The sequence below is a fragment of the Bradyrhizobium sp. Pha-3 genome (assembly GCF_042258325.1).
GTDB lineage: Bacteria > Pseudomonadota > Alphaproteobacteria > Rhizobiales > Xanthobacteraceae > Bradyrhizobium > Bradyrhizobium elkanii.
The window spans coordinates 5,792,592-5,817,326 of sequence record NZ_CP170151.1; the positions used below are offsets into that span (position 1 = coordinate 5,792,592).

Genomic DNA, 24,735 nt, shown 5'->3' on the forward strand with positions numbered 1-24,735 from the left:
CCGCTCCCCTCTGTGCGCTACTGAAACGCGACCTCGGCGAAGCTGCGCAGCTTGCGCGAATGCAGGCGTTCGGATTCCTGCTGCTTGAGCCGCTCCAGCGCCCTGAGACCAATCTCAAGGTGCTGGCCGACGCGCTGGCGGTAGAATTCGCTGGCCATGCCTGCGAGCTTGATCTCGCCATGCAGCGGCTTGTCGGAGACGCACAGCAGCGTGCCGTAGGGTACGCGGAAGCGATAGCCGTTGGCGGCGATCGCCGCCGATTCCATGTCGAGGGCGACCGCGCGCGACTGCGACATGCGCCGGATCACCTGCGGCCCGCTGATCTCCCAGTTGCGGTTGTCGACGCTGGCGACCGTGCCGGTGCGCATCAGCCGCTTGAGCTCGAACCCGGTGAGCCCGGTCACCTCGCCGACGGCTTCCTCGAGCGCGACCTGCATTTCCGCAAGCGCCGGGATCGGCACCCAGAGCGGCAGCTCGTGATCGAGCACGTGGTCCTCGCGCACATAGCCGTGGGCGAGCACATAATCGCCGAGCCGCTGCGTGTTGCGTAAGCCAGCGCAGTGCCCGATCATCAGCCAGGCATGCGGCCGCAGCACCGCGACGTGATCGGTGATGTTGCGCGCATTGGACGGACCGATGCCGATATTGATCAGGGTGATGCCGCGATAGCCGGGCCGGACCAGATGAAAGGCCGGCATCTGCGGAACGCGTTCGGACGGGGTCCCGGTGGTGCCGCCGCCGAGCCGCGCATTGTGCGTGATCACATTGCCGGGCGCGACGAAGGCCTCGAGACCGGCTTCGCCCGACGCAAGCCGCTGCTGGGAGAGCTGCACGAAGGCATCGACATAGAACTGGTAGTTCGTGAAGATCACGAAATTCTGGAAGTGCTCCGGGTCGGTGCCGGTGTAGTGGTAGAGCCGGCGCAAGGAGTAATCGACCCGCGCCGCGCGGAACAGCGCCAGCGGCTCCGGCGCGCCCGGTGTCAGCTCAAAGGTCCCGTCGGCGATCGCATCGTCCATCGCGGCGAGATCGGGCGTATCGAAGATGTCGCGCAGCGACCGGGTGAACGCCGAACTGTCGGCGATGGTCAGCGCCGCCTCGATATTGATGTCGCGGCGGTAGGCGAAATGGATCGGGATCGGCTCGTGCGACTCGCCGATCTCGACCGCCACGCCATGGTTCTTGATCAGAAGCCCGATCTGCTCGGTGAGATAGGTTCGGAAGATATCGGGCCGCGTGATGCTGGTCTCGTGGATGCCGGGCCCCGCGACGAAACCATAGGCAAGCCGCGAGTCGAGCCGCGCATGTGACGAGGTCGTGATGCGGACGAACGGATAGTGCGCCCGCACCCGCGTCGTGAACGGCACGCCGTTGACATAGGCCTCGAAGCGATTGCGCAGGAATTCAGTGTTGCGCGCGTAGATCTCTTCGAGGCGGGCAACCGCGGCGCCGGCATCGACGAATGCTTCGGTCGTGATCGGCGACGGGGTTTGGACGGAAGATGCAGGAGACATGTCGCTTCGCGCCAGATCGGTTGTCGAGCTTGGACTCGCTCTGGATCAGCGCAGTATAGCGACTATGGCATCGAGTTCCAGACGTCGATCACGCCGCAGCGGTGGGCCGCTGCCCGCCGGCCATTCTGTCTACTGAATCCGCGCCAGCACCGCGAGACGGCGGATGCCCTTGTTACGGTAGGCGTCGAGGAACGCGTAATAATCCTTGAACGAGACGCAGCCGTTGGAGTCGCCGTTCGGGCCGAGCATGAAGGTGTGCGCGAGCAGGCCGTCGCGGTTGAAGATCTTGCCCTCGCCGCCGATCGGATTGAGCCGCAGTGCCGGCACGCCGTGGAACAGCGCTTCGCGCGGCTTGAGCTCGTAAATGTGCGGCGGCGTCACGCCGACCATCTTCAGATGCGAGGACCTGGGGTCGTCGAGCCTGGAGCCGAGGCCCGAATGCGCCTCGAGGCGCGTGCCGTCGGGCAGGTACACGGTCTTGGCTGAGATGTCGTACACCGCGGTCTGGCGGTCATAGGGCGGCGAGCCGCCGAGCATCGGGTTCTGGTCCAACGTCGAGGGGATGCTGCCGGTGACATTGGCGTCGGCCGAGGCGAACGACAGCAGCCCGCCGCCCGACTCGCGCTTGCCCCACAGCTTCTCGACCATGGTCTGCCGCTCGTTCGATGCGATCGACATCACCGCGGCCTTGGCGCGCGCGGCCATGTCGCGGACGCCGCCGGATTTCGTCGCCTGCTTGGCTTCGGCAGGTTTCGCTTCGGACGCCTTATCGGCACCCTTGGGCTGAACGTCCGCAGCGGGATCGTTGAGCGCCACCTTCAGATTGGCGGCGGCCTGCTTCTTGGCGGCTTCGACCGACTTCGGCGCCGGCAACGGCTTCGATGTCTCGGCGAGCTCTGCAGAGGCGACCGCCCTCGCCGCTTCGGCGAGCTTGGGCGCAGCGGCCTGCTTGATCGGGTCGATCTGCGGTGCGGCGTCAGCCACGACGCTGGACGCCACGCCCTCGGGCGAGGCGGCCGCAAACCGATCGTTAAACATAAGCGACGATGCCGGCGTTTCCGACTTCGCGACCTCGGTCTTTGCCGGGGCCACCGGCGCCGGCGTCAGGGACGCGAACACCTCGTTGAAGGCAGGCGTCGGCCGTGCGGCGACCGCCGCGGGCCGCTTCACCACCGGCGCGTCGAACGACGCATTGCCCACGGACGGATAGACGCTCGCCGCAAAAATGTTGGCGTAGACGGTCCAGGCGCAGCCAAGCACCAGCCCCGCCACCGCGGCGCTGCCGAGGAAATGCTGTGGGAGAATTTTTCGGGAGGATTTCTTGCGGCTTGGCGCCCCAAGAACATACGCACTCGCACTCGTACCCATACGCCCGGCGCTCAAAACAGGTCCACCTTTGTCCCTCACTCGACGCGGGGTCGAACGGAGTTCGGCTCAACGTCGCGCGGGGCTCAGACGGCCATTAAGGCGACTTTTAGTTAAATGCGACTTAACCGGATGCGATCCCCTGCAACGCGGGAAGTGCCTGTGGCGTAGGGCTTTTTTAAGATGGCATTGGACCGCCAAAGCGGCTTTTCTGTCCCATGATGGGACATTCCGGCACGCCGCTCCAACGCGGCATGCCGGGGTGAAACCTAGGGAGAATTTCCTTGCCGATCGCCCCGTAATCACGCGGGGATCGAGCAAAAAACATCTCCTCAATAGGCGAGCTTCGGATACCAGTCCTTGCCGCGTCCCTCTGGCGTGGTGTCGAGCACCGTCCAGAGCGGATCCATGTCCGGCGCGCCGCGCGGGTCCTGGCCGGGGTCCATCGTGCCCGCCCCCATTTCGCCGGCCCAGAAATGACGGATGGTGCCGTTGTGGCACGTGAAGACATTGTAGCCCGGCAGGTCGCTGTCATCCTTGTTGACATAGTCGCGCGTGTAATCGCCCGACGCGTCCGAGTAGATCCTGTGACGCGTCCAGCCGCGCGCCTTTTTCGCCTCGATCAGCTGTGCGATCGGCGAGCGCGCCACGAACACGAACGACACGCGCCGCTCGATATCGGGCAACTTCTCCTCCCACGTGCCCATGAACGATGTGCACATGGGACACGGCTTCTCGCGCTGCGGGCCGTACATGTAGCTGTAGATGATGAGCGTCGGCTTGTCGCCGAACAGATCGGCGAGCGAGGCCGCACCGGCCTCGCCGGTGAACTCATACGGCTTGGTCACCTCGCCGCCGGGCGGCAAGGCGCGGCGCAGCGCGGCGACGCGCTCGATATGCCGGCGCAGCTCGATCTCCTCGACAAGCAGCGCCTGGCGGGCGCGACGATACTCGGCGCTCTCATTGGGAAAGCGCCTGACATTGGTCTTGGCGAGTTCGGCAGCAGGCTTGAGAACGGAACTGGTCATGTTGGAACCTCGCATGGTTGACGGGCTGTCTGGAAGACGACCCGGACCCGGACGATCCGACACTTAACGGCGAGGATTTTACTGCAGTTCCGGCGGCGGGGAACGGTCGAGGATCTCGCCCTTTGCACCTTCCAGCAGGTCGAGCGCGTAGGTCTCGATGGTCAGCGGTCCCCGCATGCGCTTGGCCTCGGCCACCGTTTCGACATGGGCGAAATTGTCGCGCAGCGAGGCCGGCATCGCCTGCTCGACCTCGTGCACATAGAGCAGCTTGCCGGACAGCTGCTCGGGGCTCGGCTCCGGCAAGTTGACCCAGCGAATGCGCTGGCCCTGCTGGGCAACGCAGGTGCCCTTTGGGAGATAGAAGGCGAGCCAGCCCGTGGTGCCGTAATCCGCCGCCAGCACGCAGCTCGCGCCGGTCCGCACGCGCGCCGCCTCGATCTCGCCCGCGAGCTCCTGCCAGCCGACACCGACGCTGCGCACGGTGGCGTCGCGGCGGTAGCCCGAGAGCAAACCGGTGTTGGCCTGCACGATCAGCAGCGCGAACAGCACGACGCCTGTGGGCGCGGCCCAGCGGCGGCAGAAATCGATCGTGCGCCGCTCGCGCGGCGCCCACTGCGCCTGGACTGCCGCGACCGCGGCCGCCACGGCAAAGGCGGGATAGACCGGCGCGAACCAGTTGGCCTCGACCCGCGCATGCAACGCGTGCCAGGTGAAGTAGACGACGATGGTCCAGAACATCGTGTTGACCAGCACGCGCGCCTCCAGCGCGCCGGCGCGGCGCCGGTAGAGCGCGTAGAGGCCCATCACGCCGAGGATGAAGACCAATGGCGTTGCGAACGCAAACTGGGTCGGGATCAGCTCGGCGATGTAGGTCGGCCGGAAATCCTCGATCCGCGCGCGGCCCATCTGCTTGATGAACGACACCCAGTGATGGTCGGCATTCCAGCGGATCACCGGACTGAACAGGCCGAGCGCGACCAGACCGCCGAGATAGAGCCAGGGCGAGAGCAACCAGCGCCGCAGCTTCGGCACCACCGCAAGCCAGATCAGGATCGCCGGACCAAAGAACAGCGCCGAGTATTTCGACAGCAGCGCCGCGCCGGCGGCGGCGCCGACCGCAAGCCACCAGGCGCCGCGGCCGCTCTCCAGTACCTTTGCGAGCGCGTACAGCAGGAGGCTGGCAGCGACCAGCAGCGGCGCATCCGGCGTCACGATCAGCGTGCCAACGGCGGCCATCAGCGTCACATTGAGCAGGATCGTTGCGCTCGCGGCGATGCGCCGGCCGCCGAACAGGATCTCGGCCGCCCGGTAGATCGCCCAGCTCATCGGCAGTGCGAGCAGGATCGACACCAGCCGCACGCCGAACGGCGTATCGCCCGCGATCATGGTGCCGAGCCGGATCACGATCGCCACCATCGGCGGATGGTCGTAATAGCCGCCGGCGAGCGACTTCGACCACATCCAGTAATAGGCTTCGTCGAAGGTCAGCGGCGTCCATGCGGCGGCGGCCAGCCGCAACACGACCAGCGCGCACACCGCAAGCGCGGTGTTTCGGGTCAGCCGCGCCTCGTTCGCGTTCATGCCGCCGTCATCGCTTGCGCCAGACGAACAGCCCGGACATCGCGTAGTTCCACACCACGCCCATCAGCGCGCCGGCGGCGCCCGCAAGCCACCAGATCGGCTCCTGGTCGTAGACCGAGAACGCGACGCCGACATTGGCGAGCAGGCCGACACTGCAGACCAGATAGAACAGCAGCAGGCCGCGCAGGATGCCAAAACCCTTCAGCCGCTGGTCGCGGTAGGTCAGGAAATTGTTGAGGATGAAATTGCTGGTCATGGCGACGATTGCACCAGTGGCCTGAGCCTCCGGGAATGGCGCCTTGAACAGTTCGAGCGCGATGAACAGCACGGTGAGGTGCACCACCAGGCCGAGCCCGCCGACGGCTGCGAACAGAATGAAGCGCAGCGAGATCAGATCATTGGTCAGCTTCGCCAGCACCAGGCCGAGGAAGTCGAGCGCGACCATGGAGTCGAGCTTGCTCTCGCCATGCTGGCGCGCACCGAAGGTGTAGGGAATTTCGACCGCGCGCAGCTTGCCCTCCGCCGTCGCCACCACGTCGAGCAGAATCTTGAAGCCTTGCGTCGACAGCTGCGGCGCGAGCTGCTCGAAACGGTCGCGGCGGATCATGAAGAAGCCGCTCATGGGGTCGGCGATCTCGACCTTCAGTGCGCGGCGCGCGATCTCGGTGGCAAACGCGCTGGCGCCGGCGCGCTGCTTGTTGAAGCCGTCGGCCTTGTAGCCCTCGATGTAGCGGCTGCCGACCACGAGCTCGGCCTCGCCGCTCTGCAGCAGCGCCACCATCTTCGGCAGCTGGCTCTCGTCGTGCTGCAGGTCGGCGTCCATCACCGCGGCATAGGGCGCGCTTGATGCCAGGATGCCCTCGATGCAGGCGCCGGACAGGCCGCGCCGGCCGATCCGGCGGATGCAGCGCACGCGGGAATCCTTCCGCGCCAGCGCGCGCACCACGTCCCAGGTTCCGTCGGGCGAATTGTCGTCGACGAAGATGACTTCCCAGGACACGTCCTTCAGGGTCGCGTCGAGCCGGCGATACAGCACCGTGACATTGTCACGTTCGTTGAAGGTCGGGACGACCACCGAAAGCTGCGGCAAACTTGCCGCCTGCGATGAGGTTTCGGGGCCCGGCTTGATGGCGTCATTCATGAGCGCCAGCGTATAGCCGCAGCCTCACCCGCTGCCAAGGCAGGCCGACCCAAACGCGCGCTCGGAAAGCGGGAAAACGGGGCAAAAACCGTTCGAAAATGCCAACGACCACGAACAAGGGGCGCGCGTACATCCGGCGCAGCCAATCAATGTCGTGGTCGTCCCAGCGCCGGAGCCCTGAAGCTCAACGTCGCCGTCAGAGGCTAGATAGGAACGCGCCAGCCGGTCCGCAAGGAGGCCGTCTGCAAGGGGGCGTCTGCAAGGGGTCTTGGCGTGCTAGTTGTTGGGGACTTCCCGGATCACCGGGCCGCGCGGCGCCGGGGCCGCCGGCGCGGCTTCCGCGGCGGGAGCCGCCTGCGGCTGCGCAGCGGACCGGGTCGGGTTACGGAGCTGGCTCGGCGACGGCCCGTAGATGAACGCCGCCGCCAGCGCGACGGCTGCGACCAGCGCGCCCAAAAAGCCTGCCGTCGATTGTGAGCTCATGCCGATGATCCCCTCGCCTGCGCGGATTGATATCAAAAATCGGCCGGCCGCAACAGGATTTGGGAACCTATTTCGCCGCGGCCTTGCGCCGGGTGAAGGCGGTCACGATGTCCTTCTGCGCGAGCTCGATCGCGCGGTTGGCGGTCGTCAGATTCGCGTCGGCATCCTGTTTCGGAAATTGCAGCGACAGGAAGTCGATCAGCGAGACCCGGAAGTTCTGCCGTTCCGAGGGACAGACATTGGCGATCAGCGAGGTGAATTCCTGGTCGGACATCGCCTTGTTGCTGTCGCGGGGATATTCGCGGGCGAGACAATTCCAGTAGGCGTCGCGGCCGGTGATCGCGAGCTTGTGCGCATCGTCGACCTCGTCGGCCATCGCGGCGGACGATATGGCGGCTGAGGACATGATCAAGAGGGCGGCCGCAACCAGCATGCGCATTGTTGTTCTCCATTTTGGCGCATCGTAGCGAAGAGCGACAGAGACGGTAAGCACTGCCGCGCCGATCTGGCAAACTGGCCAATCACGATTATTTTGACTACTCTCGCTCCCTGTTCCCTCCCTCACGATGAGTGCAGTCGTGGCCAAAGCTCCCACCAAGGCGACCAAGACCAAGACAGACGCAGGCAACATCTATATCGGCATCGGCGGCTGGACCTTCGAGCCGTGGCGCGGGGTGTTCTATCCGGAGAAGCTCGCGCAAGCGAAGGAGCTGTCCTACGCCGCCTCCAAGCTGACCTCGATCGAGATCAACGGCACCTATTACGGCTCGCAGAAGCCGGAGAGCTTTCGCAAATGGGCCGGCGAAGTGCCCGACGGCTTCATCTTCTCGCTGAAGGGGCCACGCTTCGCCACCAACCGCCGCGTGCTCGCCGAGGCCGGCGATTCGGTGAAGCGGTTCTATGATTCGGGCGTGCTGGAGCTGAAGGACCGGCTCGGGCCGGTGCTCTGGCAGTTTGCGCCGACCAAGAAGTTCGACGGCGCCGATTTCGGCAAGTTCCTCGAGCTGCTGCCGCGCAAGCTCGACGGCCGCGCGCTGCGCCACGTCGTCGAGGTCCGCCACGACAGTTTTTGCGTGCCCGAATTCGTCGCCCTCATTCGCGAACACGAGGTGCCGGTGGTGTTCGCCGAGCACGGCAAATATCCGGCGATCGCCGACGTCGCGAGCGACTTCGTCTATGCCCGGCTGCAGAAGGGCAATGACGAATTGAAGACCTGCTATCCGCCGAAGCAGCTCGACGCCTGGGCCAAGCGGTTTCAGGACTGGGCCGGCGGCAGCGAGCCCGACGACCTGCCGAAGGTCGAGAAGACCGCGCCCAAGAAGGCGCCGCGCGACGTGTTCGCCTATGTGATCCACGAGGGCAAGATCCGCGCGCCGGCCGGCGCGATGGAATTGATCGAACGGGTGAAGTGAGGGAGAGCCGATGGCGAAGGCGAAAAGGCTGTTCACCATCGGCTACGAGCAGACGCCGTCGAAAGCGGTGCTCGACGAGCTCCAGCACGCCGGCGTCAAGCTGCTGGTCGACGTCCGCGCGATCGCCTCCTCGCGCCGGCCCGGATTCTCCAAGAGCCAGCTCGCCGCGGGCCTCGACGAGCGCGGCATCGGCTACGTCCATCTGCGCGGCCTCGGCACCCCGAAGAGCGGACGGGAGGCGGCGCGCAGCGGGCAATATGCGCTGCTGCACAAGATCTATTCGGCGCACCTGAAGACGGCGCAGGCCAAGGAAGAGCTCGACGAGCTGTCGGCGCTGGTCAAGCAGTCCGGCCCGGTCTGCATCCTCTGCTACGAGCGCGACCACGAACACTGCCACCGTCGCTGGATCGCCGAGATCATCGAGGAGCGCGACGGCGTCAGGATCGAGAACCTGGTCGCGCCGCAGGTCTAGCCTGCCTCGCCCGGCACGTTCAGCGTCCCCTCCATCATCTTCACGCAGCCGCCGCCGACATGCACCGACGTGACCGCGCCGCCTTGCTTGCGCACCCGCGTCAGCAACAGGCTCGGCCGGCCCATGTCGACACCCTGCCCGATCCGCAGCCGCAATTCGCCGTCGCGCGCGGGATCGATATCGGCGAGCAGCGCCGCGCAAGCCGCGGTCGCGCTGCCGGTCGCGGGATCCTCGGACAGGCCGCTGGCGCCCGGATGGAACATGCGCGCCTGCAGGTCGAGCGGCTGCTCGCTCGCCGGCACGTCGCTTGTGTAGAAATAGACGACGTCGCGGCCGATCTCGGCCAGCGTCCTGGCGAACGCCGCCGCATCCGGCCGGGCGCGCCTCAGCGCCTCGCGCGAGGCGATCTCAACCACCAGGAACGGCAGCCCGACCGAGACGACCTGCGGGGCGTGCCGATCAGTCTTCACATCAGCCGCCGTCAGCGACAGGCACGCGGCAGCCGCGGCCGCGCTAACCTCGTTGGTCCGCTGCAACGCCTGCGGCGCCGTCAGCTCGGCCCCGACCACATTGCCGCCATCGGACAGGATCTCGACCGGCACGAGGCCCGCCTGCTCCTCGAACCTCAAGCGCGCCGGCGCCTTCGCGGCCCGGCTCGCCAGCACGAAGGCGGTGCCGACATTGGGATGGCCGGCGAACGGAATTTCCGAGCGCACCGTGAAGATGCGAACCTGGGCGTCGTTGGCCTTGTCCTGCGGCGGCAGCACGAAGGTCGTCTCGGAATAGTTGAACTCGGTCGCGATCGTCTGCATCGCTTCGGTCGACAGCCCTTCGGCGTCGAGCACCACGGCGAGCGGGTTGCCGCCGAAGGCGCGGTCGGTGAAAACGTCGACGGTGATATAGCGCCGCTGCATCTTGCTTGCCCTTAGTGCTCCGGTCATTCCAACCACGTTATCGTAGCACAGCCGTAGCGATGCCCTTCAGAGCACTCGGTGCAATCGCGGGCAAGTCACATGCAGGCAGCTTCGCACGGCTTGAGGAGACATCGATCACCGCCTCGGATCATGCGCGTGCCGCCGCCTACCCCAGCTGCCAGACATGCACCGGGTGCTCGTAGCCGCGCACCGGAATCTCGCCGCGCGAGACGGCGTCCTTGCAGTCGTCGCCGAGCGCCTCGCGCACCGCGGAGGAAATCAAAAACTGCGAGCCGAGCTCCTTGTTCAGCGCCTCCAGCCGCGCGGCAAAATTCACGGTGTCGCCGATCACGGTGTATTCCTTGCGCCGGGGCGAGCCGATATTGCCGGCGACGACCTCGCCGATGTGGATGCCGATGCCGATGCGCAGCGGCCAGCTTGACGCCGCATTGGTGCGCTCGTTCGCCGCGAGCATTTCACGCGCGGCGGCGACCGCCTGATGCGCGGCGTCGCCGGTCTCAAACGGCGCACCGAACAGCGCGAGAAAGCCGTCGCCCAAGAACTTGTTCACGATGCCGCCATGGCGATCGAGGATATCGACCAGCACGGCAAAGGCGCCGTCGAGCCTGTCCACCACCTCCTGCGGTGAGCGGGTGCGCGCGCCGGCCGTGAAGCTGCGGAAATCCACGAACATCACGGCGACGCGCCGGATGTCGCTCCCGGTGCCGGCACCCTCCGTCATCAGACGTTCGACCACCTGCGGCGAGACGTGCTGGCCGAACAGATTGGTGATGCGATCGCGCGCGGTGGCGGCCGCGATGCTGGCCGCGAACTGCCGGCGCAGCTGCATGCCGACCGCGCCGGCCAGCACGCCGCAGATCAGGATGATCGCGCTGCGCGCGGCATGATAGTAGATGCTGGTCTCGGCCGCGCCGCCGCCCGAGGGATGGAAGAATACCGCCATGTAGAACAGCTCGGCTGCCGCGACGAAGCCGGTGAAGGTCGAGAGCCAGAAGTCGAGCCTCAGCGTCGACAGGATGATGAAGACAAAATAGATCAGCGGCGCCACGAAGCCGAGCGCCTCCTGCGGACCCATGCTGTTGATGTGCAGCGCCAGCACGACGGTCGGCAGCGACGTCTCGACCAGCACGCCGATGTAACGCCGGACCACCGGCAGGTCGCGCCCCTTGCGCATGTGCCAGCTGATCGCCCCGTGCACCCAGAACTCGAACAGGATCAGCGGAATGGTGACGTAGAAGACGTAGACGGGGCTGAGGTTGCCGTGCCAGACGCGGCTGACCACGTCGGGCGCAAAGAAATACACCAGCAGGCTGATCGCCGCGAGGGTAGCGGCGGTGCCGATCAGCACCTTGATGCGGAGCAGCTCGGTGGTCATCACCTCGCGCATCAGGGCGTGGTGGAAGTCCGTCGCGACCGCCGTGGTGTCCCTGTCTGGAAATTCCGTCAATCCCTCCCCCCGTCATTCCGGCGCGCGAAGCGAACCCGGAAGCTCGAGATTCTCTGGTACGCAATTGCGTACCATAGTTCGCCTCCTCGAGACGCCCCGGAATGACGCTCAGTGACAGCCATACTAGCCTCAATCGAGCGTGCGGCGGAAGCGCGTCACCGCGATCGTCATGGCGAACAGCATCAGGGCGACCAATGCGGCGGTGTCGTATTGCAGATTCTGCATCGCCGCCCCCTTCAGCATGATGGCCCGGACGATGCGCACGAAGTGGGTCAGCGGCAACCCCTCGCCGATATATTGCGCCCAGACCGGCATGCCCGCGAACGGAAACATGAAGCCGGACAGCAGGATGCTCGGCAGGAAGAACATCATCGAGAGCTGCATCGCCTGCAGCTGGTTCTGCACGATGGTCGAGAAGGTGTAGCCGATCGACAGATTGGTGGTGATGAACAGCGTGGTGAGCAGCGCCAACAGCGTGAGGCTGCCGAGGACCGGCACGCCGAACAGCACGATGCCGATGGCGATGATCAAGGTGGCCTGAATGAAGCCGACCAGCACATAGGGGATGATCTTGCCGAACATCACCTCGACCGGCTTGATCGGCATCGACAGCAGGCTCTCCATGGTGCCGCGCTCGATTTCGCGCGTCACCGACAGCGCGGTGAAGATCAGCATCGTCATGGTCAGGATGGTCCCGACCAGGCCGGGCACGATATTGAGGCGCGAGTCCGCCGCCGGGTTGTAGCGGGCGTGGGCGCGGATTTCGAACGGCATGTCCGGGGGATCGCCGACGTGCAGATCATGCGCCAGCGCCGATTGCACCAGCGGCCCGAGTGCGCCGAGCGCCGAGCCCGACGCGACCGGGTCGGTGGCGTCGGCCGCGACCAGCAGCGCCGGTCTGTCGCCGCGCCGCACCGCGCGCTCGAAGCCGCGCGGGATTTCGACGCCGAACAGCACCTTGCCGGATTGCAGCAGCTCGTCGAACTCCTCGACGGTGTGGACCTCGCGGACAAAATGGAAATAGGCGGTGTTCTCCATCGCCTTCAGGATCGAACGGCCGAGATCGCTGTCCTCCTGGGTCAGCACCGCGGTCGGCAGCTTGCGCGGCGTGGTGTTGATGGCGTAGCCGAACAATGTCAGCTGCATCACCGGCAGCATGATGATCATTGCGAACGAGACGCGGTCGCGGCGAAGCTGGATGAACTCCTTGACCAGCATCGCGTAGCTGCGCCGCCAGAAGCCGAATGCCGGCTCCCTCGCCTCGCTGTTCTGGATCGTATCCGTTGCGCTCATCGGACCCTATCCCTGAAAGTTGTCTTTGGAGCGCCCCATCAGGTCGATGAAGACGTCTTCGAGCGACGGCTCGCTGGCCTGCCATTGCCACTTCGAATTGTCCCGATAGGGCGCGATCGCGGCCTCGAGCGCCGCCTTGTCGCGGCCGGAGACGTGCAGGCTGGTGCCGAACGGCGCCACCATGTCGACGCCGGGCTTGTCCGTGAGCTCGGCCATCAGGCCGTTGAAATCCTCGCCCGTCACCGTCCAGGTCGACAGCGCGGACGCGGCGATCACCTCGTCCACCGTGCCATGCGCCAGCAGATGGCCGTAGGCGATGTAGGCGATCTCGTGACAGCGCTCGGCCTCGTCCATGTAATGGGTCGAGACCAGCACGGTGAGGCCTTCGGCGGCGAGCGCGTGGATCTCGTTCCAGAAATCGCGCCGCGCCTTGGGATCGACGCCGGCGGTCGGCTCGTCCAGCAACAGCAGTTGCGGATTGGGCAACGTGCAGGCGCCGAGCGCCAGCCGTTGCTTCCAGCCGCCGGAAAGGTTGGCGGCGAGCTGCTCCTCGCGGCCCTTCAGCCCGATCCGCTCGATCATGTCGGCCGCGGCGCCGCGCGCGTCCGGCATGCCGTAGAGCCGCGCGACGAATTCGAGATTCTCGCGCACCGACAGATCCTGGTAGAGGCTGAAGCGCTGCGTCATGTAGCCGACCTTGCGCTTGATCTTGTCGGCATCGCGCCGGATGTCGTAGCCGAGGCAGGTGCCCTCGCCGCTGTCTGGCGTCAGCAGGCCGCACAGGATGCGGATGGTGGTGGTCTTGCCGCTGCCGTTGGGGCCGAGGAAGCCGTAGATCGAGCCGCGCTTGACCTGCATCGACAGGTCATGGACCACCTCGCGGCCGCCAAACGACTTGGTCAGGCCCTTCACATCGATGGCGATGGAGGATGCGTTGGACCGCGCGCTGGTGGAGCCGCCGTTCATCTGCGCTCCGCCACCGGCGTCTTGGGGTTGAGATAGATGCTGATCGGCTGACCGACGCGCAGCACATCGGGCCGGCTCGGCCGCGCCTGGATCAGATAGACCAGCTTGTTGCGCTCATCGAGACTGTAGATGACCGGCGGCGTGTACTCCGCCGTGGTGGCGATGAAGTAGATCTTTGCCGTGAGGTCGGCGGCGCAATTGTCGCAGGTCACCCTCACCTCGTCACCGAGCGCGAGCTTCGGCAGCTCGGCCTCCGGCACGAAGAAGCGCAGCTTCATGTTGCCGGGCGGCATGATCGACAGCACCGGGCGCTGCGCCTGCACCATCTCGCCCTCGCGGAAATAGATCTGCTGGATCGAACCCGCGATCGGCGCAAATCCCTTGCGACGGTCGAGCCGGGTCTGCGAAGTGTTGACCCGCGCCTCCGCGACGCGCAGCGCCGAGACCGCGGAATCCAGATTGGCCTGGGTGCCGGCGCCGGTGCCGCGCAGCGAGGCCGCGCGATCATAGCTCTGCCGCGCGTTGGCGAGGGTCGCGTTGTTCTGGTTGAGATCGGCGCGCTGCAAATCGTCGTCGACCGAATAAAGCAGATCGCCGGGCTTGACCTCGTCGCCCTCGCGCACATTGAGCTTGATGACGCGGCCGGATTCATCGGGGCTGACGAAGATCATGTCGGCCTCGACCCAGCCCTGGAAGCCGGGATCGCGCTTCTCCTGGCAACCGGCCAGCGCCGCCGCCAGCACGACTGCCGTCACAAGCTTCATCATGCGCGAGCCGGTCATGGCTTGCTCCGTTCGCCGAAGATCAGATCGAGATGAACCTTGAACATCGCGAGGGCATCGAGCGGCGCGTGCCGGGCAAACAGGCTCTGCCAGATCACCGCGACGATCGCGGGCGCCACGACGAGCTGGGGGAACTGCGCGAGCTGCCGCTGCCTGATCTCGCCGCGCGTGATCGCGAGCTGGATCAGCGCCTGCATCGCGGCCATCCCCTTCGACACCACCTCGCGGAAATAGAAGTCGGCGATCGCCGGGAAGCGCGGCCCTTCGGAGACGATCAGGCGGATGATGTCGCCGCGCCGGGTCGATACGATCTCGCGGATGAAGGTCTCGGCAAACCTCTCCACCGCATCGCGCACCGGGCCGGTGATGGTGGGCGGCGCGGCCATGCGATTGACCAGAGGCACCACTGCGGTGCGGATCAACTCCTCGAACATCGACTCCTTGTCCTTGAAGTACAGATAGAGCGTGCCCTTGGCGACGCCCGCCCGCTTGGCGACATCGTCGAGCCGCGTCGCGGCAAAGCCGCGCGCGATGAACTCGTCCATCGCCGCCTCGACGATCGCAGCGCGTCGCTCTGCCGATTTCTCGGCGCGGTTCGCGGCGGGCTTCGGCTCAGGCAACTTTGCCGAGGCCACCTTCGGGATCCTCGCCGCAGCAGCCCGGATCGCGGTGGTCCGGCGCTTGGCAGGCTGGGAGCGGTTCGGTTTTTCGATGCGCTTTGTCATGGCCATAATATGACTGACCAGTCAGTCACTGTCAATGCGTTCAAGGAGAACGTCTGCCGGCCGGAAGCGTTCCTGTCGGCCTTCGCGGCTCCTTAAGGGTACGCCTGGGTTCGCGATCTCGCGGCGCAAATGCCCGAGTTTGCTGCTTATTTCCGTCCCTCGGGAGAACGGATGGCGCAGGGAAAGTCGGTTGCCGATCGCACCCGCGGGCCCTGTGCAACAAGAAGACGCAGGGGTGGCACCACAGGTGTAACCGAAGCAATCCGGCTTTCCCTGCGCGATGCGCTACGGCTCACTTCGTGCTTTCCCCGGCAAGATCGGGAGGATTTTGATACAAGCGATCGGCTGGGGGAAACGCCTATGAGCGATTGGTTACACAACCTTTCTGTGCCGTGGATGGCCTTCATCGTCTTCGGCTTCACCTATCTTGTTGCCATTCTCATTTTCGCAGGCGTTGCGATCCTGTCGACCAAGGCGCGCGCAACGGCCTTCAAATCGATCTCTCCCGGCATGTTGCCGGTGCTCGGCATCCTTTTCGGCCTGTTTGTCGCGTTCACCGCGGCACAGGTCTGGAGTGACAGCGACCGCGCCACCGCGGCGGTGAGCCGCGAAGCCAGTTCGTTGCGCGCGGTCATCCTGCTCGCCGGCGGCCTGCCGCCGGAGCAGGAGGCGCGCCTGCGCGGCCTCGTTCGCGACTACGTCGAGGAAACGGTCGCCGTGGAATGGCCGATGATGGCGCGCCAGGCTGCATCGCTCAAGGCAGCGCCTCCCGCGCTGACCGCGGCATTGCGGCTTGTCGTGTCAACGCCCGCGCAAAACCCGGGCCAGCAGACGACGCAGCACGAGATCATCACCAATTTGAATTCGGCCCTCGATGCGCGACGACAACGGATCATCGTCAGCCAGACGGAGGTCGACTCGATCAAATGGTGGTGCCTCTACCTTCAGGCCATCTGCGAGCTATTGGTCATTGCCCTTGTTCACTGTGACAACCGGTTGGGATCCGCCATCGCGATGGGCCTGTTCGCGACCGGCGTGGCAACATCGGTTCTGCTGATTGCCGCGCATGATCGACCATTCACCGGTCAGATATCGATTGCGCCGACGCCGTTGCTGCAAATCATGCCGGACAAGGAGGCGAGCCGATAAGCGCCGGACCGCACTACGCTGGCTCTCCGCTACGTGTGAAACTTCAGGCCGTCGAGAATCTTGTCGACCACCTTGCGCTCGGCGCGAATGGCGAGGCCGACCAGATTGAGCTCGCTGCGCGCGACCGCCTTCACCACCTCGCGGTTGGCGGCGTCATGCGTGGTCTTGAACATGTCCTCGGTGTAAAGCGCCGGCTGCACGTTGCGCGCCAGCGCGCGCTCCAGAGCCCGCGACAGCGCGGGCCCGTCGGCGCCATAGATCAGGATCGGCTGGCCGATCAGGGAGAGATATCTGGTCCCCGAGCCGTCCTCGTAATTCTCTCCGATACATTCGGGAAAGGAAGCGGCGATGCCGCCGGCAAGAAACGACGCCACGTTGAGCTTCTGCCAGACTTCCAGGTCGGTGCGGATCACGACCGCGATCTTGGTGTCGAACTGCATGGCGATAAATCTATCCGCAGGTTGACGATAAACACCAGTTCTGACGGAGCATCCCTCATCTGCCCGCCAGGCGCTGACGTTAGTTTCTAACGACGCGCCGCGGGCGGCCCCCGCCCGCCTGAAGGGCGACATCGCGGCTGGCGAAGCTGATATCGCTGCGGCGAAGAAGCTCAACCCACACGTCGACCGCTAGCCGTGCGACGTCGCAAACGCCCGGCCCGTGCCGGGACGGAAAGCGATAGTCAGGTCCTGCGCCGCGTAGTAGGCTTCGGGCGTTCGATTACCATCAGCATATTTCAGGGCATTGCATCATGATCAGCAACGCCGATGTTGTTGTTATTGGTTCGGGCGGATTGGGCGCGGCCACAGCCTACTACTTGAGCAAGCGCGGAGGTCTCGGCGTCGCCCTCGTCGACAAGCATGAGATCGGATCGCAAACCTCGCCCCGCGCGGCAGGCATGGTGAGCTGCGCGCGCAAGAGCGACTTGATGGTTGGCCTCATCAAGGACGCATGCCGCAAGATCGAGACGTTCACGGAAGAAACCGGCCAGCCGCTCGACTGGGTGCATTCGGGCAGCCTGAAGGTTGCGCGCCGGCCGCAAGACGCAGAGGTGATCGAGGACGACTTCGAGCGCGGACGCCGCACCGGCCTCGATGTCGAGCTGATCTCTCCGGAAGAGGCGAGCGGTCTCAATCCGTTCTTGCAGCCGGCGGGTGTCGTCGCGGCGATGCGGATCGGCGACGACCGGTATTTCGACCCTGCGCAGGTCGCCGTCGGATTTGCCAAAGCCGCGGCGGCCAACGGTGCAACCTTGCTGCCGAAGACCGACGTGCGCGCCGTCAACATCGTCGGCGGCACCGTGATCGGCGTGACCACGGCGAACGGCGTCATTGAAAGTCCGGTTGTGGTTGATGCAGCCGGTGCGTGGACCCGGCAGGTCGCGGAGGCGAGCGGGATTCGCGTGCCGCTGGTGCCGACCCGGCAGCAATTGATCGTCACCGAGCCTTTGGATGGCGCGCGTGCCGACTTGCCGATGATCCGCATCATGGATGCCGCGGTGTATGCCCGCCCGTGTCAGGGCGGTTTCCTGTGGGGTGTCTACGAGGAAACGCCGCGCTTCTTCGATATGCAATCGCTTGGGGCCGGCTTCGACGTCAAGGACATGCCGCTCGACATCGGCGTGCTTCATGCAGCCGCCGATGAGGTCAAGGACCAGCTCCCGTTCCTGCAAACCGCCAAGGTGCGGGAGTTTCGCGGCGGCATTCCGACGATGACCGCCGACGGCCATCATATTCTTGGCCCGGCCGCCGGCGTGACCGGCTTCTATTTTGCGAGCGGGTGCAACGTCGCCGGTCTGTCGATCTCGCCGACCGTCGGCGAGGCGCTTGCGGCCTGGATCGTGGACGGCGAGCCGCCCGTCGATCTATCGCCGATGTCGGTCACGCGGTTCAAAGACCAATCGTGGTCTGAAGACCAATTGGAGCGCGACGCCGCCTGGCAATACCGACACTTCTACGGCGCCGTCTGAGCGCGGCTCGGACTGAGGGCTATCAGCGCGCCTTGCCAGCCAGGCGGACCTTGCGGATCGGCGGCCGCCCTACCCCTTGGCGTCGCAGGCCCAGGCGCGGATCACGCATTCCTTGCCGCCATAGTCGTAGCACTTCTTGGTCGCGGCATTGAGCGAGTTCGAGATCTTCGGCGCCACCGCATAGCCATGGGCGCCGCAGGGATTCTTCATGTCGATCGAGAGGGCGGCGCAGGCGCGCTTCATGGTGACGGCGGTGCAATCGCCCTTGCACTGCTTCAGCGCCGCGGCACGCGCTGCGCCTTCCGCCGGATAATCATAGGCCTGGCCGTAGGCTCCGCACTTGCCGACCGCGAACGCGCCGGCCGCGCGCGCCTTGGGCACGAAGGTTTCCACGGAGAAACGCGTGGCGCCGAGCAGCAACGTTAGAACAAGAATCGTCAGCGCGCGACGCTGCGCGGCGGCGGTCGAAATGATCAAGCGGAAATCCCCCAAAGTCCGGCGCGGACTCTACGCAGGGGTCGTTTCCAGATGGTGAATGACGGGTTGAGGGCGACGCTGCTCCATCCACTCGTCGTCCCGGCGAAAGCCGGGACCCATAACCACAGGCTTGAGTTATTGAAGGACGCTGTGGCCCCAACGTCGCGCAATCATCACCGTCGGTGGTAATGGGTCCCGGCCTTCGCCGGGACGACGGCGGATGAAGCTAGCCCCGCCGCGCCGCTTCCAGCGCCTGCGGCGTGTCGATGTCGAGGAAGGCGCTGTTGCCTTCGACCGGGACCTCGGCGACCACCTCGGCATGCTTGGTGATCAAGTGACGCGCGCCGATGTCGCCGTCGAGCGTCATCAGCTCCTTGAAGAAGCGCCGCGACCACAGCACCGGATTGCCGCGGCGGCCCTCGCTGACCGGGACCGCGATCAGATGGCCGCGGTCGGGTGCGAAGGTCTCGATCAGGCGATCGATCAGCTTCGCATCGATCAGCGGCATGTCGCCGAGGCAAACGACCGCGCCATCGACGCTGTCCGAGACCGCCGAGATGCCTGCCTTGACCGAGCTGGCGAGGCCGCCGGCGAAATCCGGATTGCGGACGAACTTGACCTTGAGGCCATCGAGCGCCTGCTCGACCAGCTCGGCTTGATGCCCGGTGACGACGATCACCTCGGAAGCCTTCGACGCCAGCGCCTGCTCGGCGACGATGCGCGCGAGCTTCTTGCCGTCGAGCTCGGCGAGCAACTTGTTCGGGCCGCCCATCCGGGTCGAGCGGCCGGCGGCAAGCACGATCGCGGCGACGTTGCGGTTGCCTTCGGTGTCCGGCACGGTGCGCGGCTGCGGCCGCGTCACGATCTCCATCAGCAGGCCGCCGACGCCCATGCCGGTGAGATCCGACCGCTTCACCTTGATGCCGGCGAGCAGCCGCATCAAGACCCAGTCAAAGCCGTTCTCGACCGGCGAGCGCGCGCAGCCCGGCGCGCCCAGCACCGGCACGCCGCCGGCGCTGCCGATCAGCAGCAGATTGCCCGGATCGACCGGCATGCCGAAATGCTCGACGGCGCCGCCGATCTCGGTGATCGCAGCGGGAATGACATCGCGGCGGTCGGCGATCGCGGACGCGCCGAACACGATGACGAGCTCGGCGCCCAGCTCGAGCAATTCCTTGATCGAGGCCGCGAGCACCGTCTCGTCATGCGGCACGCGGCGCTCGGCAATGATGGTGGCGCCGGCCGGCGCGAGCCGTTCGGCGGTGACGCGCAGCGTCTTGTCGATCACCTTCGGCGCAAGGCCCGGCAGCAGCGTCGAGACCACGCCGACCTTCCGGATCACATAGGGCGCGATCCGCAGCGTATCCTTGCCGGCCACCGCGACGGCGGCATCGCACAAGCGCCCCTCGACGCCGAACGGGATCAGCTTGACGGTCGCGATCATCTCGCCTTCGACCACCGGCTTGAACGCGGCGAGGGTTGCGAAGGTGATGGCCTCGTCGACGTCGTTGATGCGGTCGACCGCGGCGCGATCGATCACCAGCACGCCGGGGCGAGCCGCGAACAGATTGGCACGGCCGGTGAAGGCGCGCTCGACATTGACGCCCTCGCCCGCCACCGCCTGCGCGATGCTGGCGGCCGCGGCGTCCTCGGAAACGTCGCCCTCGTCGAGCCGCACCACGACGATCTCGTCGACGCCGGCCTTGGTCAGCGCCTCGACCTCGGCGGGGCCGATCGTGGTGCCCTTCTTGAGCACCAGCGCGCCCCGGCGGAGGGTATGAACGGTGACGCCGCCAATCGCGTCGGCCGGACTGGCGGGACCGAATTTCATGCCGCTTCTTCTTTTTGCTTAGAGTTTTCTTTGGGAGGCAGGCGCAGCTGCGCGGTGATCTCGGCCATGATCGCGACCGCGATCTCCGACGGCGACACCGCGCCGATGTCGAGGCCGATCGGCGCGTGGATGCGCGCGATGTCGCTGTCCCTGGCGCCCTGCGCGCGCAGCCGCTCGGCGCGCTTGGCGTGGGTCTTCCGCGAGCCGAGTGCGCCGATATAGAAGCAGTCGCGGTCGAAGGCGTGCAGCAGCGCCGGATCGTCGATCTTCGGATCATGCGTCACCGCGACGAAGGCGGTGTAGTGATCGACATTGAGCGGCGGCAACGCGACGTCGGGCCATTCGGCGACCAGCGGAACGTCGGGGAAGCGCTCCGGGCTCGCAAACGCCGTGCGCGGATCGACCACCGTGACGTCATAGTCGAGCGAGCGCGCCAGCGGCGCAAGGGCCTGGCTGATATGGACCGCGCCGATGATCACGAGCTTTGCGGTCGGCGCGTAGACGTTGAGGAACAGCTTCTTGGTGCCGACCTCGACATTGCCGCTCTTGCCCATCCGCAGCTGCTTTGAGAGCTCGGCGCGCAGCGGATCGGCGGCGATGTCCGCGGCCTTGACCAGGCGCTGATCGCCATTGGCAGTGTCGGTGACGATGATCACCGGGCGGCGCGCGGCGCGCTCGGCGTTCAGTTCTTTCAGGATCTCGAGTTTCACGGCTAACCGACCTTCTCGACGAAGACGCGGATGGTGCCGCCGCAGGACAGGCCGACATTCCAGGCCGTCTCGTCGGCGACGCCGAATTCGAGCATCTTTGGCTGGCCGCTCGCGATCACGTCGAGCGCTTCCGTCACGACGGCGCCCTCGACGCAGCCGCCGGAGACCGAGCCGAGGAAGGTGCCGTCGTCGTTGATGACGAGGCTCGAGCCGGCCGGGCGCGGCGCCGAACCCCAGGTCTCGACCACGGTGGCGAGCGCCACGCCGTGGCCCTCTTTCTGCCAGGTCTCGGCGGCCTGCAGGATGTCTTCGTCGCGGTTCAGCATGGCGGCCTCCTGTGAAATCGGATGCTTCTTAGGCTACAGAGCGGATCAGGCTGCGGTGGTGCGCCGGCGGCGGGGATGACAGCGCCCCGATCAAGCCCTTGATGGACGTCAAGTTATGCACCGGGCGAAATTCGTCAACGTGGGGCAACATCATTTTGATGCCCTGCGCCTTGGCCTCGAAGCCGGAATAGCGCAGCAGCGGATTGAGCCAGATCAGGCGGCGGCAGGAACGGTGCAATCGGTCCATCTCGAAGGCCAGTTTGGCATCAGCCTCCCGTTCTAGTCCATCGGATATAAGGAGGACGATGGCGCCCTGCCCGAGCACCCGGCGGGCCCAGAGCTGGTTGAAGCTGTGCAGCGAGGTCGCGATCCGGGTCCCGCCGGCCCAGTCCTCGACCGAGGATGAGCAGCTCGCCAGCGCCTCGTCGGGGTCACGCGCCCGTAACGCGCGCGTCACATTGGTCAGGCGGGTGCCGAACAGGAACACCGAGACCCGCTTGCGATAGTCGGTGATGGCATGCAGGAAATGCAGGAACAGGCGGGTGTACTCGCTCATCGAGCCCGAGATATCGAGCAGCGCCACGATCGGCGCCGGCTTCTCGATCCGGCCGAGCTTTCGGATATCGATGATCTCGCCGCCGGTGCGCAGCGAGTTGCGCACGGTGCGGCGCATGTCGAGCCGCAAGCCCCGCGCGTCCGGCTGGTAGCGGCGGGTCACGAGCTCGGCCTGCGGCAGCCGCATCTTGGCGATCTCGCGCGTCACCTCGGCGATCTCCGCCGCGGTCATCTGCGCGAAATCCTTCTTCTGCAGGATCTCCTTGTCGGAGACCGAGAGCTTGAGCTCCTGCTCCTGGGCCTGCGGACGCTCCTCGCTCCGCGCCGGCTGCGCCATCGCCTCCTGGACGCGGCGCGAGGCCGGCGGCGGCTTCTTCCTGGCGTGGTCGGGCAGCGGCACCGAATCCAGCATGCTCTTCCACTCCTCGGCGGCGCGGAAGAACAGCATAAAGGCCTGACGGAAGATCAGCGCGTGCTCATGGCGCTTGACGAAGATCGCTTCCAGCGTGGCGTAGAAATCGGAGCGATGTCCGACCTCGATCAGCTGCAGCGCATCGAGCGCGTCGATCACCGAGCCCGGCCCGACTGGGAGCCCGGCCGCCCGCAGCGCGCGGGCAAAGCCGATCACGTTGTCGGCCATGTGGCCGGTCGGAGGCGCGAGGTGGTTGATCGCCATCGTGATCCATTTCCCGTCGTTCCAGGGCGCGCGCGAAGCGAGCGAACCTGGAACCTCGAGATTCCGGGTTCGATGCTGACGCATCGCCCCGGAATGACGGACGTTGTTATGACGCGCGACTTACGTCTCGCTCGTCGCTTCCTTCAAGGTCTTCTGCAACGCATCGCCCTGCATGCGCGCGATGTCGTCCTGATACTTCAAGAGCGCGCCCAGGGTGTCGCCGACGACCTGCGGGGTCAGCGAGCGGGCGTCGAGCTCGGACAGCGCGGTGGCCCAGTCGATGGTCTCGGCAACGCCCGGCGACTTGTAGAAATCCTGGTTGCGCAGCGCCTGCACGAAGCGGACGACCTGCTGCGACAGCTTTGCGGAAATGTTCGGCACCCGCGACTTGACGATCGCGAGCTCGCGCTCGGCGGAGGGATAATCCACCCAGTGATAGAGACAGCGCCGCTTCAGCGCGTCGTGAATCTCGCGGGTGCGGTTCGAGGTGATGATCACGATCGGCGGCGCCGGTGCCTTCACGGTGCCGAGCTCGGGGATCGTGACCTGGAAGTCGCTGAGGATTTCCAACAGATACGCCTCGAACGCCTCGTCGGCGCGGTCGAGTTCGTCGATCAAGAGCACCGGCGGCCCCGCGACATCGGGCTCGAGCGCCTGCAGCAGCGGCCGCTTGATCAGGAAGCGTTCGGCGAAAATGTCGCTCGCGAGCTGGTCGCGATCGGTATCGCCGGAAGCCTCCGCCAAGCGGATCGCGATCATCTGCGCCGCGCTGCTCCACTCGTAGACGGCGGAGGCGACGTCGAGGCCTTCATAGCATTGCAGGCGGATCAGCTTGCGCCCGAGCGCCGCCGACAACACCTTTGCGATCTCGGTCTTGCCGACCCCGGCTTCGCCTTCGAGGAACAGCGGCCGGCCCATCCGCAGCGCAAGATAGGTCACGGTCGCGAGCGACCGTTCGGCGAGATAGCCGCGCGAGGTCAAGAGATCCTCGAGCGCATCGACGGAAGTGGGTAACGCCGATGCACTCATGGAACAGCCAGTCTTCGAACGAGAGTGAGCAAAGTCACGCCTTTGGTACTTAGTCCTTGGCGTTCGCGGTTTCCACCGCCCTGCGCGTCAAAACGCCGATCAGATGCGCGCGGTATTCCGCACTGCCGTGCAGGTCGCTGTTCAGCCCGTCGGCCGAAACCGCGATGCCGTCAAGCACCTTGTGCGAGAAGCGCTTCTTTAATGCGTCCTCGAAAGCGGTGACGCGGAACACGCCGTCTGAACCCGCCCCGGTGACCGCGACACGCACGTCGGACGGGCGCTTGGCCACGAACACACCAACCAACGCATAGCGCGAGGCCTGGTTGCGGAACTTCACATAGGCCGCCTTCTTCGGCAGCGGGAACATCACCTTGGTGATGATCTCATCGGCCTCCAGCGCGGTCGTGAACAGGCCCTGGAAATACTCTTCAGCCTTCAGGCGGCGCTTGTTGGTGACGATGGTCGCGCCCAGCGCCAGCACCGCGGCCGGATAGTCGGCGGTCGGGTCGTTGTTGGCGAGCGAGCCGCCGATGGTGCCGCGGTGGCGCACGGCGGGATCGCCGATCATGCCGGCAAGCTCGGCCAGCGCCGGGATCGCCTCGCGGACCGTCGCGGAGTTCGCGACCTCGGCGTGCTTGGCGGTGGCGCCGATCACCAGCGAGCGGCCCTTCATCTCGATCGTGTCGAGACCTTCGATGTGTGAGAGGTCGACCAGATGCGGCGGGCTCGCAAGCCGCTGCTTCATGACCGGCACCAGCGTGTGGCCGCCGGCGATCAGCTTGGCGTCCTCATTCTTTACCAGGAGGTTGGCGGCCTGCCGCACGGTGCCGGGACGATGATATTTGAATTCGTACATTGGAATGTCCTGA

General features: G+C 65.9%; 26 protein-coding genes. 5 read left to right on the forward strand and 21 right to left on the reverse strand.

What is annotated here, in order from left to right:
- Positions 1 to 17: 17 nt before the first annotated feature.
- From ACE10X_RS27505 to ACE10X_RS27535, 7 genes are all read right to left on the reverse strand, one after another.
- Positions 18 to 1,514, reverse strand: coding sequence for an AMP nucleosidase (locus tag ACE10X_RS27505; protein WP_375763116.1), 1,497 nt, complete (start codon positions 1,512 to 1,514; stop codon positions 18 to 20).
- 129 nt (positions 1,515 to 1,643) lie between these two features.
- Positions 1,644 to 2,786, reverse strand: a complete 1,143-nt coding sequence (locus ACE10X_RS27510; protein ID WP_375763117.1) for a tlde1 domain-containing protein — start codon at positions 2,784 to 2,786, stop codon at positions 1,644 to 1,646.
- 425 nt (positions 2,787 to 3,211) lie between these two features.
- Positions 3,212 to 3,907, reverse strand: a complete 696-nt coding sequence (locus ACE10X_RS27515; RefSeq protein WP_375763118.1) for a DUF899 family protein — start codon at positions 3,905 to 3,907, stop codon at positions 3,212 to 3,214.
- 78 nt (positions 3,908 to 3,985) lie between these two features.
- Positions 3,986 to 5,488 carry a glycosyltransferase family 39 protein gene (locus ACE10X_RS27520; RefSeq protein ID WP_375763119.1) on the reverse strand — a complete coding sequence of 501 codons (1,503 nt, stop codon included), beginning with the start codon at positions 5,486 to 5,488 and terminating at the stop codon, positions 3,986 to 3,988.
- Between the two features lie 7 nt (positions 5,489 to 5,495).
- A complete protein-coding gene (locus tag ACE10X_RS27525) occupies positions 5,496 to 6,629 on the reverse strand; it encodes a glycosyltransferase (RefSeq protein WP_375763120.1) in 1,134 nt (377 codons plus the stop codon).
- Positions 6,630 to 6,905: 276 nt separating this feature from the next.
- Complete coding sequence (locus tag ACE10X_RS27530; protein ID WP_038373066.1) at positions 6,906 to 7,112, reverse strand: hypothetical protein; 207 nt, start codon at positions 7,110 to 7,112, stop codon at positions 6,906 to 6,908.
- A 67-nt stretch (positions 7,113 to 7,179) separates the two neighbouring features.
- Positions 7,180 to 7,551 (reverse strand): hypothetical protein, encoded by a 372-nt coding sequence (locus tag ACE10X_RS27535; protein ID WP_038388298.1) that lies wholly within the window; start codon positions 7,549 to 7,551, stop codon positions 7,180 to 7,182.
- Between the two features lie 139 nt (positions 7,552 to 7,690).
- Here ACE10X_RS27535 and ACE10X_RS27540 point away from each other — a divergent pair, with 139 nt between their 5' ends.
- Together ACE10X_RS27540 and ACE10X_RS27545 are read left to right on the forward strand one after the other, a co-directional pair.
- Positions 7,691 to 8,524: a DUF72 domain-containing protein gene (locus ACE10X_RS27540; protein WP_375763121.1), complete on the forward strand. Its 834-nt coding sequence runs from the start codon at positions 7,691 to 7,693 to the stop codon at positions 8,522 to 8,524.
- A gap of 10 nt (positions 8,525 to 8,534) precedes the next feature.
- Positions 8,535 to 8,996 carry a DUF488 family protein gene (locus ACE10X_RS27545; protein ID WP_375763122.1) on the forward strand — a complete coding sequence of 154 codons (462 nt, stop codon included), beginning with the start codon at positions 8,535 to 8,537 and terminating at the stop codon, positions 8,994 to 8,996.
- On the opposite strand, the gene ACE10X_RS27550 is transcribed toward ACE10X_RS27545, so the two are convergent.
- From ACE10X_RS27550 to ACE10X_RS27575, 6 genes are all read right to left on the reverse strand, one after another.
- A complete protein-coding gene (locus ACE10X_RS27550; RefSeq protein WP_375763123.1) occupies positions 8,993 to 9,910 on the reverse strand; it encodes a PhzF family phenazine biosynthesis protein in 918 nt (305 codons plus the stop codon). The genes ACE10X_RS27545 and ACE10X_RS27550 overlap by 4 nt on opposite strands.
- 166 nt (positions 9,911 to 10,076) lie before the next feature.
- A complete protein-coding gene (locus ACE10X_RS27555; RefSeq protein WP_375764612.1) occupies positions 10,077 to 11,318 on the reverse strand; it encodes an adenylate/guanylate cyclase domain-containing protein in 1,242 nt (413 codons plus the stop codon).
- A 189-nt stretch (positions 11,319 to 11,507) separates the two neighbouring features.
- Positions 11,508 to 12,671 carry an ABC transporter permease gene (locus ACE10X_RS27560; RefSeq protein WP_375763124.1) on the reverse strand — a complete coding sequence of 388 codons (1,164 nt, stop codon included), beginning with the start codon at positions 12,669 to 12,671 and terminating at the stop codon, positions 11,508 to 11,510.
- Between the two features lie 6 nt (positions 12,672 to 12,677).
- The gene (locus tag ACE10X_RS27565) at positions 12,678 to 13,637 is read right to left on the reverse strand and encodes an ABC transporter ATP-binding protein (RefSeq protein ID WP_375763125.1); all 960 of its coding nucleotides are present in this window, start codon (positions 13,635 to 13,637) and stop codon (positions 12,678 to 12,680) included.
- Positions 13,634 to 14,419 (reverse strand): HlyD family secretion protein, encoded by a 786-nt coding sequence (locus ACE10X_RS27570; protein WP_038388292.1) that lies wholly within the window; start codon positions 14,417 to 14,419, stop codon positions 13,634 to 13,636. The genes ACE10X_RS27565 and ACE10X_RS27570 overlap by 4 nt, the downstream gene beginning before the upstream one ends.
- Positions 14,416 to 15,039: a TetR/AcrR family transcriptional regulator gene (locus ACE10X_RS27575; protein ID WP_375764613.1), complete on the reverse strand. Its 624-nt coding sequence runs from the start codon at positions 15,037 to 15,039 to the stop codon at positions 14,416 to 14,418. Before ACE10X_RS27575 ends, ACE10X_RS27570 begins: the two co-directional genes overlap by 4 nt.
- Between ACE10X_RS27575 and ACE10X_RS27580 the strand changes: the two genes are divergently transcribed.
- Positions 14,951 to 15,157 carry a hypothetical protein gene (locus tag ACE10X_RS27580; RefSeq protein ID WP_375764677.1) on the forward strand — a complete coding sequence of 69 codons (207 nt, stop codon included), beginning with the start codon at positions 14,951 to 14,953 and terminating at the stop codon, positions 15,155 to 15,157. The genes ACE10X_RS27575 and ACE10X_RS27580 overlap by 89 nt on opposite strands.
- A 158-nt stretch (positions 15,158 to 15,315) precedes the next feature.
- Positions 15,316 to 16,293 carry a hypothetical protein gene (locus tag ACE10X_RS27585; protein WP_375763126.1) on the forward strand — a complete coding sequence of 326 codons (978 nt, stop codon included), beginning with the start codon at positions 15,316 to 15,318 and terminating at the stop codon, positions 16,291 to 16,293.
- Positions 16,294 to 16,322: 29 nt separating this feature from the next.
- On the opposite strand, the gene ACE10X_RS27590 is transcribed toward ACE10X_RS27585, so the two are convergent.
- A complete protein-coding gene (locus tag ACE10X_RS27590) occupies positions 16,323 to 16,733 on the reverse strand; it encodes a DUF2000 family protein (RefSeq protein ID WP_304496026.1) in 411 nt (136 codons plus the stop codon).
- Positions 16,734 to 17,044: 311 nt separating this feature from the next.
- Between ACE10X_RS27590 and ACE10X_RS27595 the strand changes: the two genes are divergently transcribed.
- Complete coding sequence (locus ACE10X_RS27595; RefSeq protein WP_038388288.1) at positions 17,045 to 18,262, forward strand: FAD-binding oxidoreductase; 1,218 nt, start codon at positions 17,045 to 17,047, stop codon at positions 18,260 to 18,262.
- Between the two features lie 69 nt (positions 18,263 to 18,331).
- On the opposite strand, the gene ACE10X_RS27600 is transcribed toward ACE10X_RS27595, so the two are convergent.
- The 7 genes from ACE10X_RS27600 to ACE10X_RS27630 form a co-directional block, all read right to left on the reverse strand.
- On the reverse strand, positions 18,332 to 18,682 hold the full coding sequence (locus ACE10X_RS27600; protein ID WP_051003315.1) for a DUF4189 domain-containing protein: 351 nt from the start codon (positions 18,680 to 18,682) through the stop codon (positions 18,332 to 18,334).
- 283 nt (positions 18,683 to 18,965) lie between these two features.
- Positions 18,966 to 20,570 (reverse strand): molybdopterin-binding/glycosyltransferase family 2 protein, encoded by a 1,605-nt coding sequence (locus ACE10X_RS27605; RefSeq protein WP_304557778.1) that lies wholly within the window; start codon positions 20,568 to 20,570, stop codon positions 18,966 to 18,968.
- Positions 20,567 to 21,280: an XdhC family protein gene (locus tag ACE10X_RS27610; protein WP_375763127.1), complete on the reverse strand. Its 714-nt coding sequence runs from the start codon at positions 21,278 to 21,280 to the stop codon at positions 20,567 to 20,569. Before ACE10X_RS27610 ends, ACE10X_RS27605 begins: the two co-directional genes overlap by 4 nt.
- Positions 21,281 to 21,282: 2 nt before the next feature.
- Positions 21,283 to 21,606, reverse strand: a complete 324-nt coding sequence (locus tag ACE10X_RS27615; RefSeq protein ID WP_018272401.1) for an XdhC family protein — start codon at positions 21,604 to 21,606, stop codon at positions 21,283 to 21,285.
- 28 nt (positions 21,607 to 21,634) lie between these two features.
- Positions 21,635 to 22,837, reverse strand: coding sequence for a VWA domain-containing protein (locus ACE10X_RS27620; RefSeq protein WP_028336802.1), 1,203 nt, complete (start codon positions 22,835 to 22,837; stop codon positions 21,635 to 21,637).
- Positions 22,838 to 22,957: 120 nt separating this feature from the next.
- Positions 22,958 to 23,866, reverse strand: a complete 909-nt coding sequence (locus ACE10X_RS27625; protein WP_016840416.1) for a MoxR family ATPase — start codon at positions 23,864 to 23,866, stop codon at positions 22,958 to 22,960.
- 49 nt (positions 23,867 to 23,915) lie between these two features.
- On the reverse strand, positions 23,916 to 24,722 hold the full coding sequence (locus ACE10X_RS27630; RefSeq protein WP_038388280.1) for a xanthine dehydrogenase family protein subunit M: 807 nt from the start codon (positions 24,720 to 24,722) through the stop codon (positions 23,916 to 23,918).
- Between the last annotated feature and the right edge of the window lie 13 nt (positions 24,723 to 24,735).

Coding starts and splice junctions, on each gene's coding strand:
- ACE10X_RS27505 (WP_375763116.1), bottom strand. CDS start 1,514: ATGTCTCCTGCATCTTCCGTCCAAACCCCGTCGCCGATCACGACCGAA.
- ACE10X_RS27515 (WP_375763118.1), bottom strand. CDS start 3,907: ATGACCAGTTCCGTTCTCAAGCCTGCTGCCGAACTCGCCAAGACCAAT.
- ACE10X_RS27520 (WP_375763119.1), bottom strand. CDS start 5,488: ATGAACGCGAACGAGGCGCGGCTGACCCGAAACACCGCGCTTGCGGTG.
- ACE10X_RS27525 (WP_375763120.1), bottom strand. CDS start 6,629: ATGAATGACGCCATCAAGCCGGGCCCCGAAACCTCATCGCAGGCGGCA.
- ACE10X_RS27530 (WP_038373066.1), bottom strand. CDS start 7,112: ATGAGCTCACAATCGACGGCAGGCTTTTTGGGCGCGCTGGTCGCAGCC.
- ACE10X_RS27535 (WP_038388298.1), bottom strand. CDS start 7,551: ATGCGCATGCTGGTTGCGGCCGCCCTCTTGATCATGTCCTCAGCCGCC.
- ACE10X_RS27545 (WP_375763122.1), top strand. CDS start 8,535: ATGGCGAAGGCGAAAAGGCTGTTCACCATCGGCTACGAGCAGACGCCG.
- ACE10X_RS27550 (WP_375763123.1), bottom strand. CDS start 9,910: ATGCAGCGGCGCTATATCACCGTCGACGTTTTCACCGACCGCGCCTTC.
- ACE10X_RS27555 (WP_375764612.1), bottom strand. CDS start 11,318: ATGCGCGAGGTGATGACCACCGAGCTGCTCCGCATCAAGGTGCTGATC.
- ACE10X_RS27560 (WP_375763124.1), bottom strand. CDS start 12,671: ATGAGCGCAACGGATACGATCCAGAACAGCGAGGCGAGGGAGCCGGCA.
- ACE10X_RS27565 (WP_375763125.1), bottom strand. CDS start 13,637: ATGAACGGCGGCTCCACCAGCGCGCGGTCCAACGCATCCTCCATCGCC.
- ACE10X_RS27570 (WP_038388292.1), bottom strand. CDS start 14,419: ATGACCGGCTCGCGCATGATGAAGCTTGTGACGGCAGTCGTGCTGGCG.
- ACE10X_RS27580 (WP_375764677.1), top strand. CDS start 14,951: ATGAACTCGTCCATCGCCGCCTCGACGATCGCAGCGCGTCGCTCTGCC.
- ACE10X_RS27585 (WP_375763126.1), top strand. CDS start 15,316: ATGGCGCAGGGAAAGTCGGTTGCCGATCGCACCCGCGGGCCCTGTGCA.
- ACE10X_RS27590 (WP_304496026.1), bottom strand. CDS start 16,733: ATGCAGTTCGACACCAAGATCGCGGTCGTGATCCGCACCGACCTGGAA.
- ACE10X_RS27595 (WP_038388288.1), top strand. CDS start 17,045: ATGATCAGCAACGCCGATGTTGTTGTTATTGGTTCGGGCGGATTGGGC.
- ACE10X_RS27605 (WP_304557778.1), bottom strand. CDS start 20,570: ATGAAATTCGGTCCCGCCAGTCCGGCCGACGCGATTGGCGGCGTCACC.
- ACE10X_RS27615 (WP_018272401.1), bottom strand. CDS start 21,606: ATGCTGAACCGCGACGAAGACATCCTGCAGGCCGCCGAGACCTGGCAG.
- ACE10X_RS27620 (WP_028336802.1), bottom strand. CDS start 22,837: ATGGCGATCAACCACCTCGCGCCTCCGACCGGCCACATGGCCGACAAC.
- ACE10X_RS27625 (WP_016840416.1), bottom strand. CDS start 23,866: ATGAGTGCATCGGCGTTACCCACTTCCGTCGATGCGCTCGAGGATCTC.
- ACE10X_RS27630 (WP_038388280.1), bottom strand. CDS start 24,722: ATGTACGAATTCAAATATCATCGTCCCGGCACCGTGCGGCAGGCCGCC.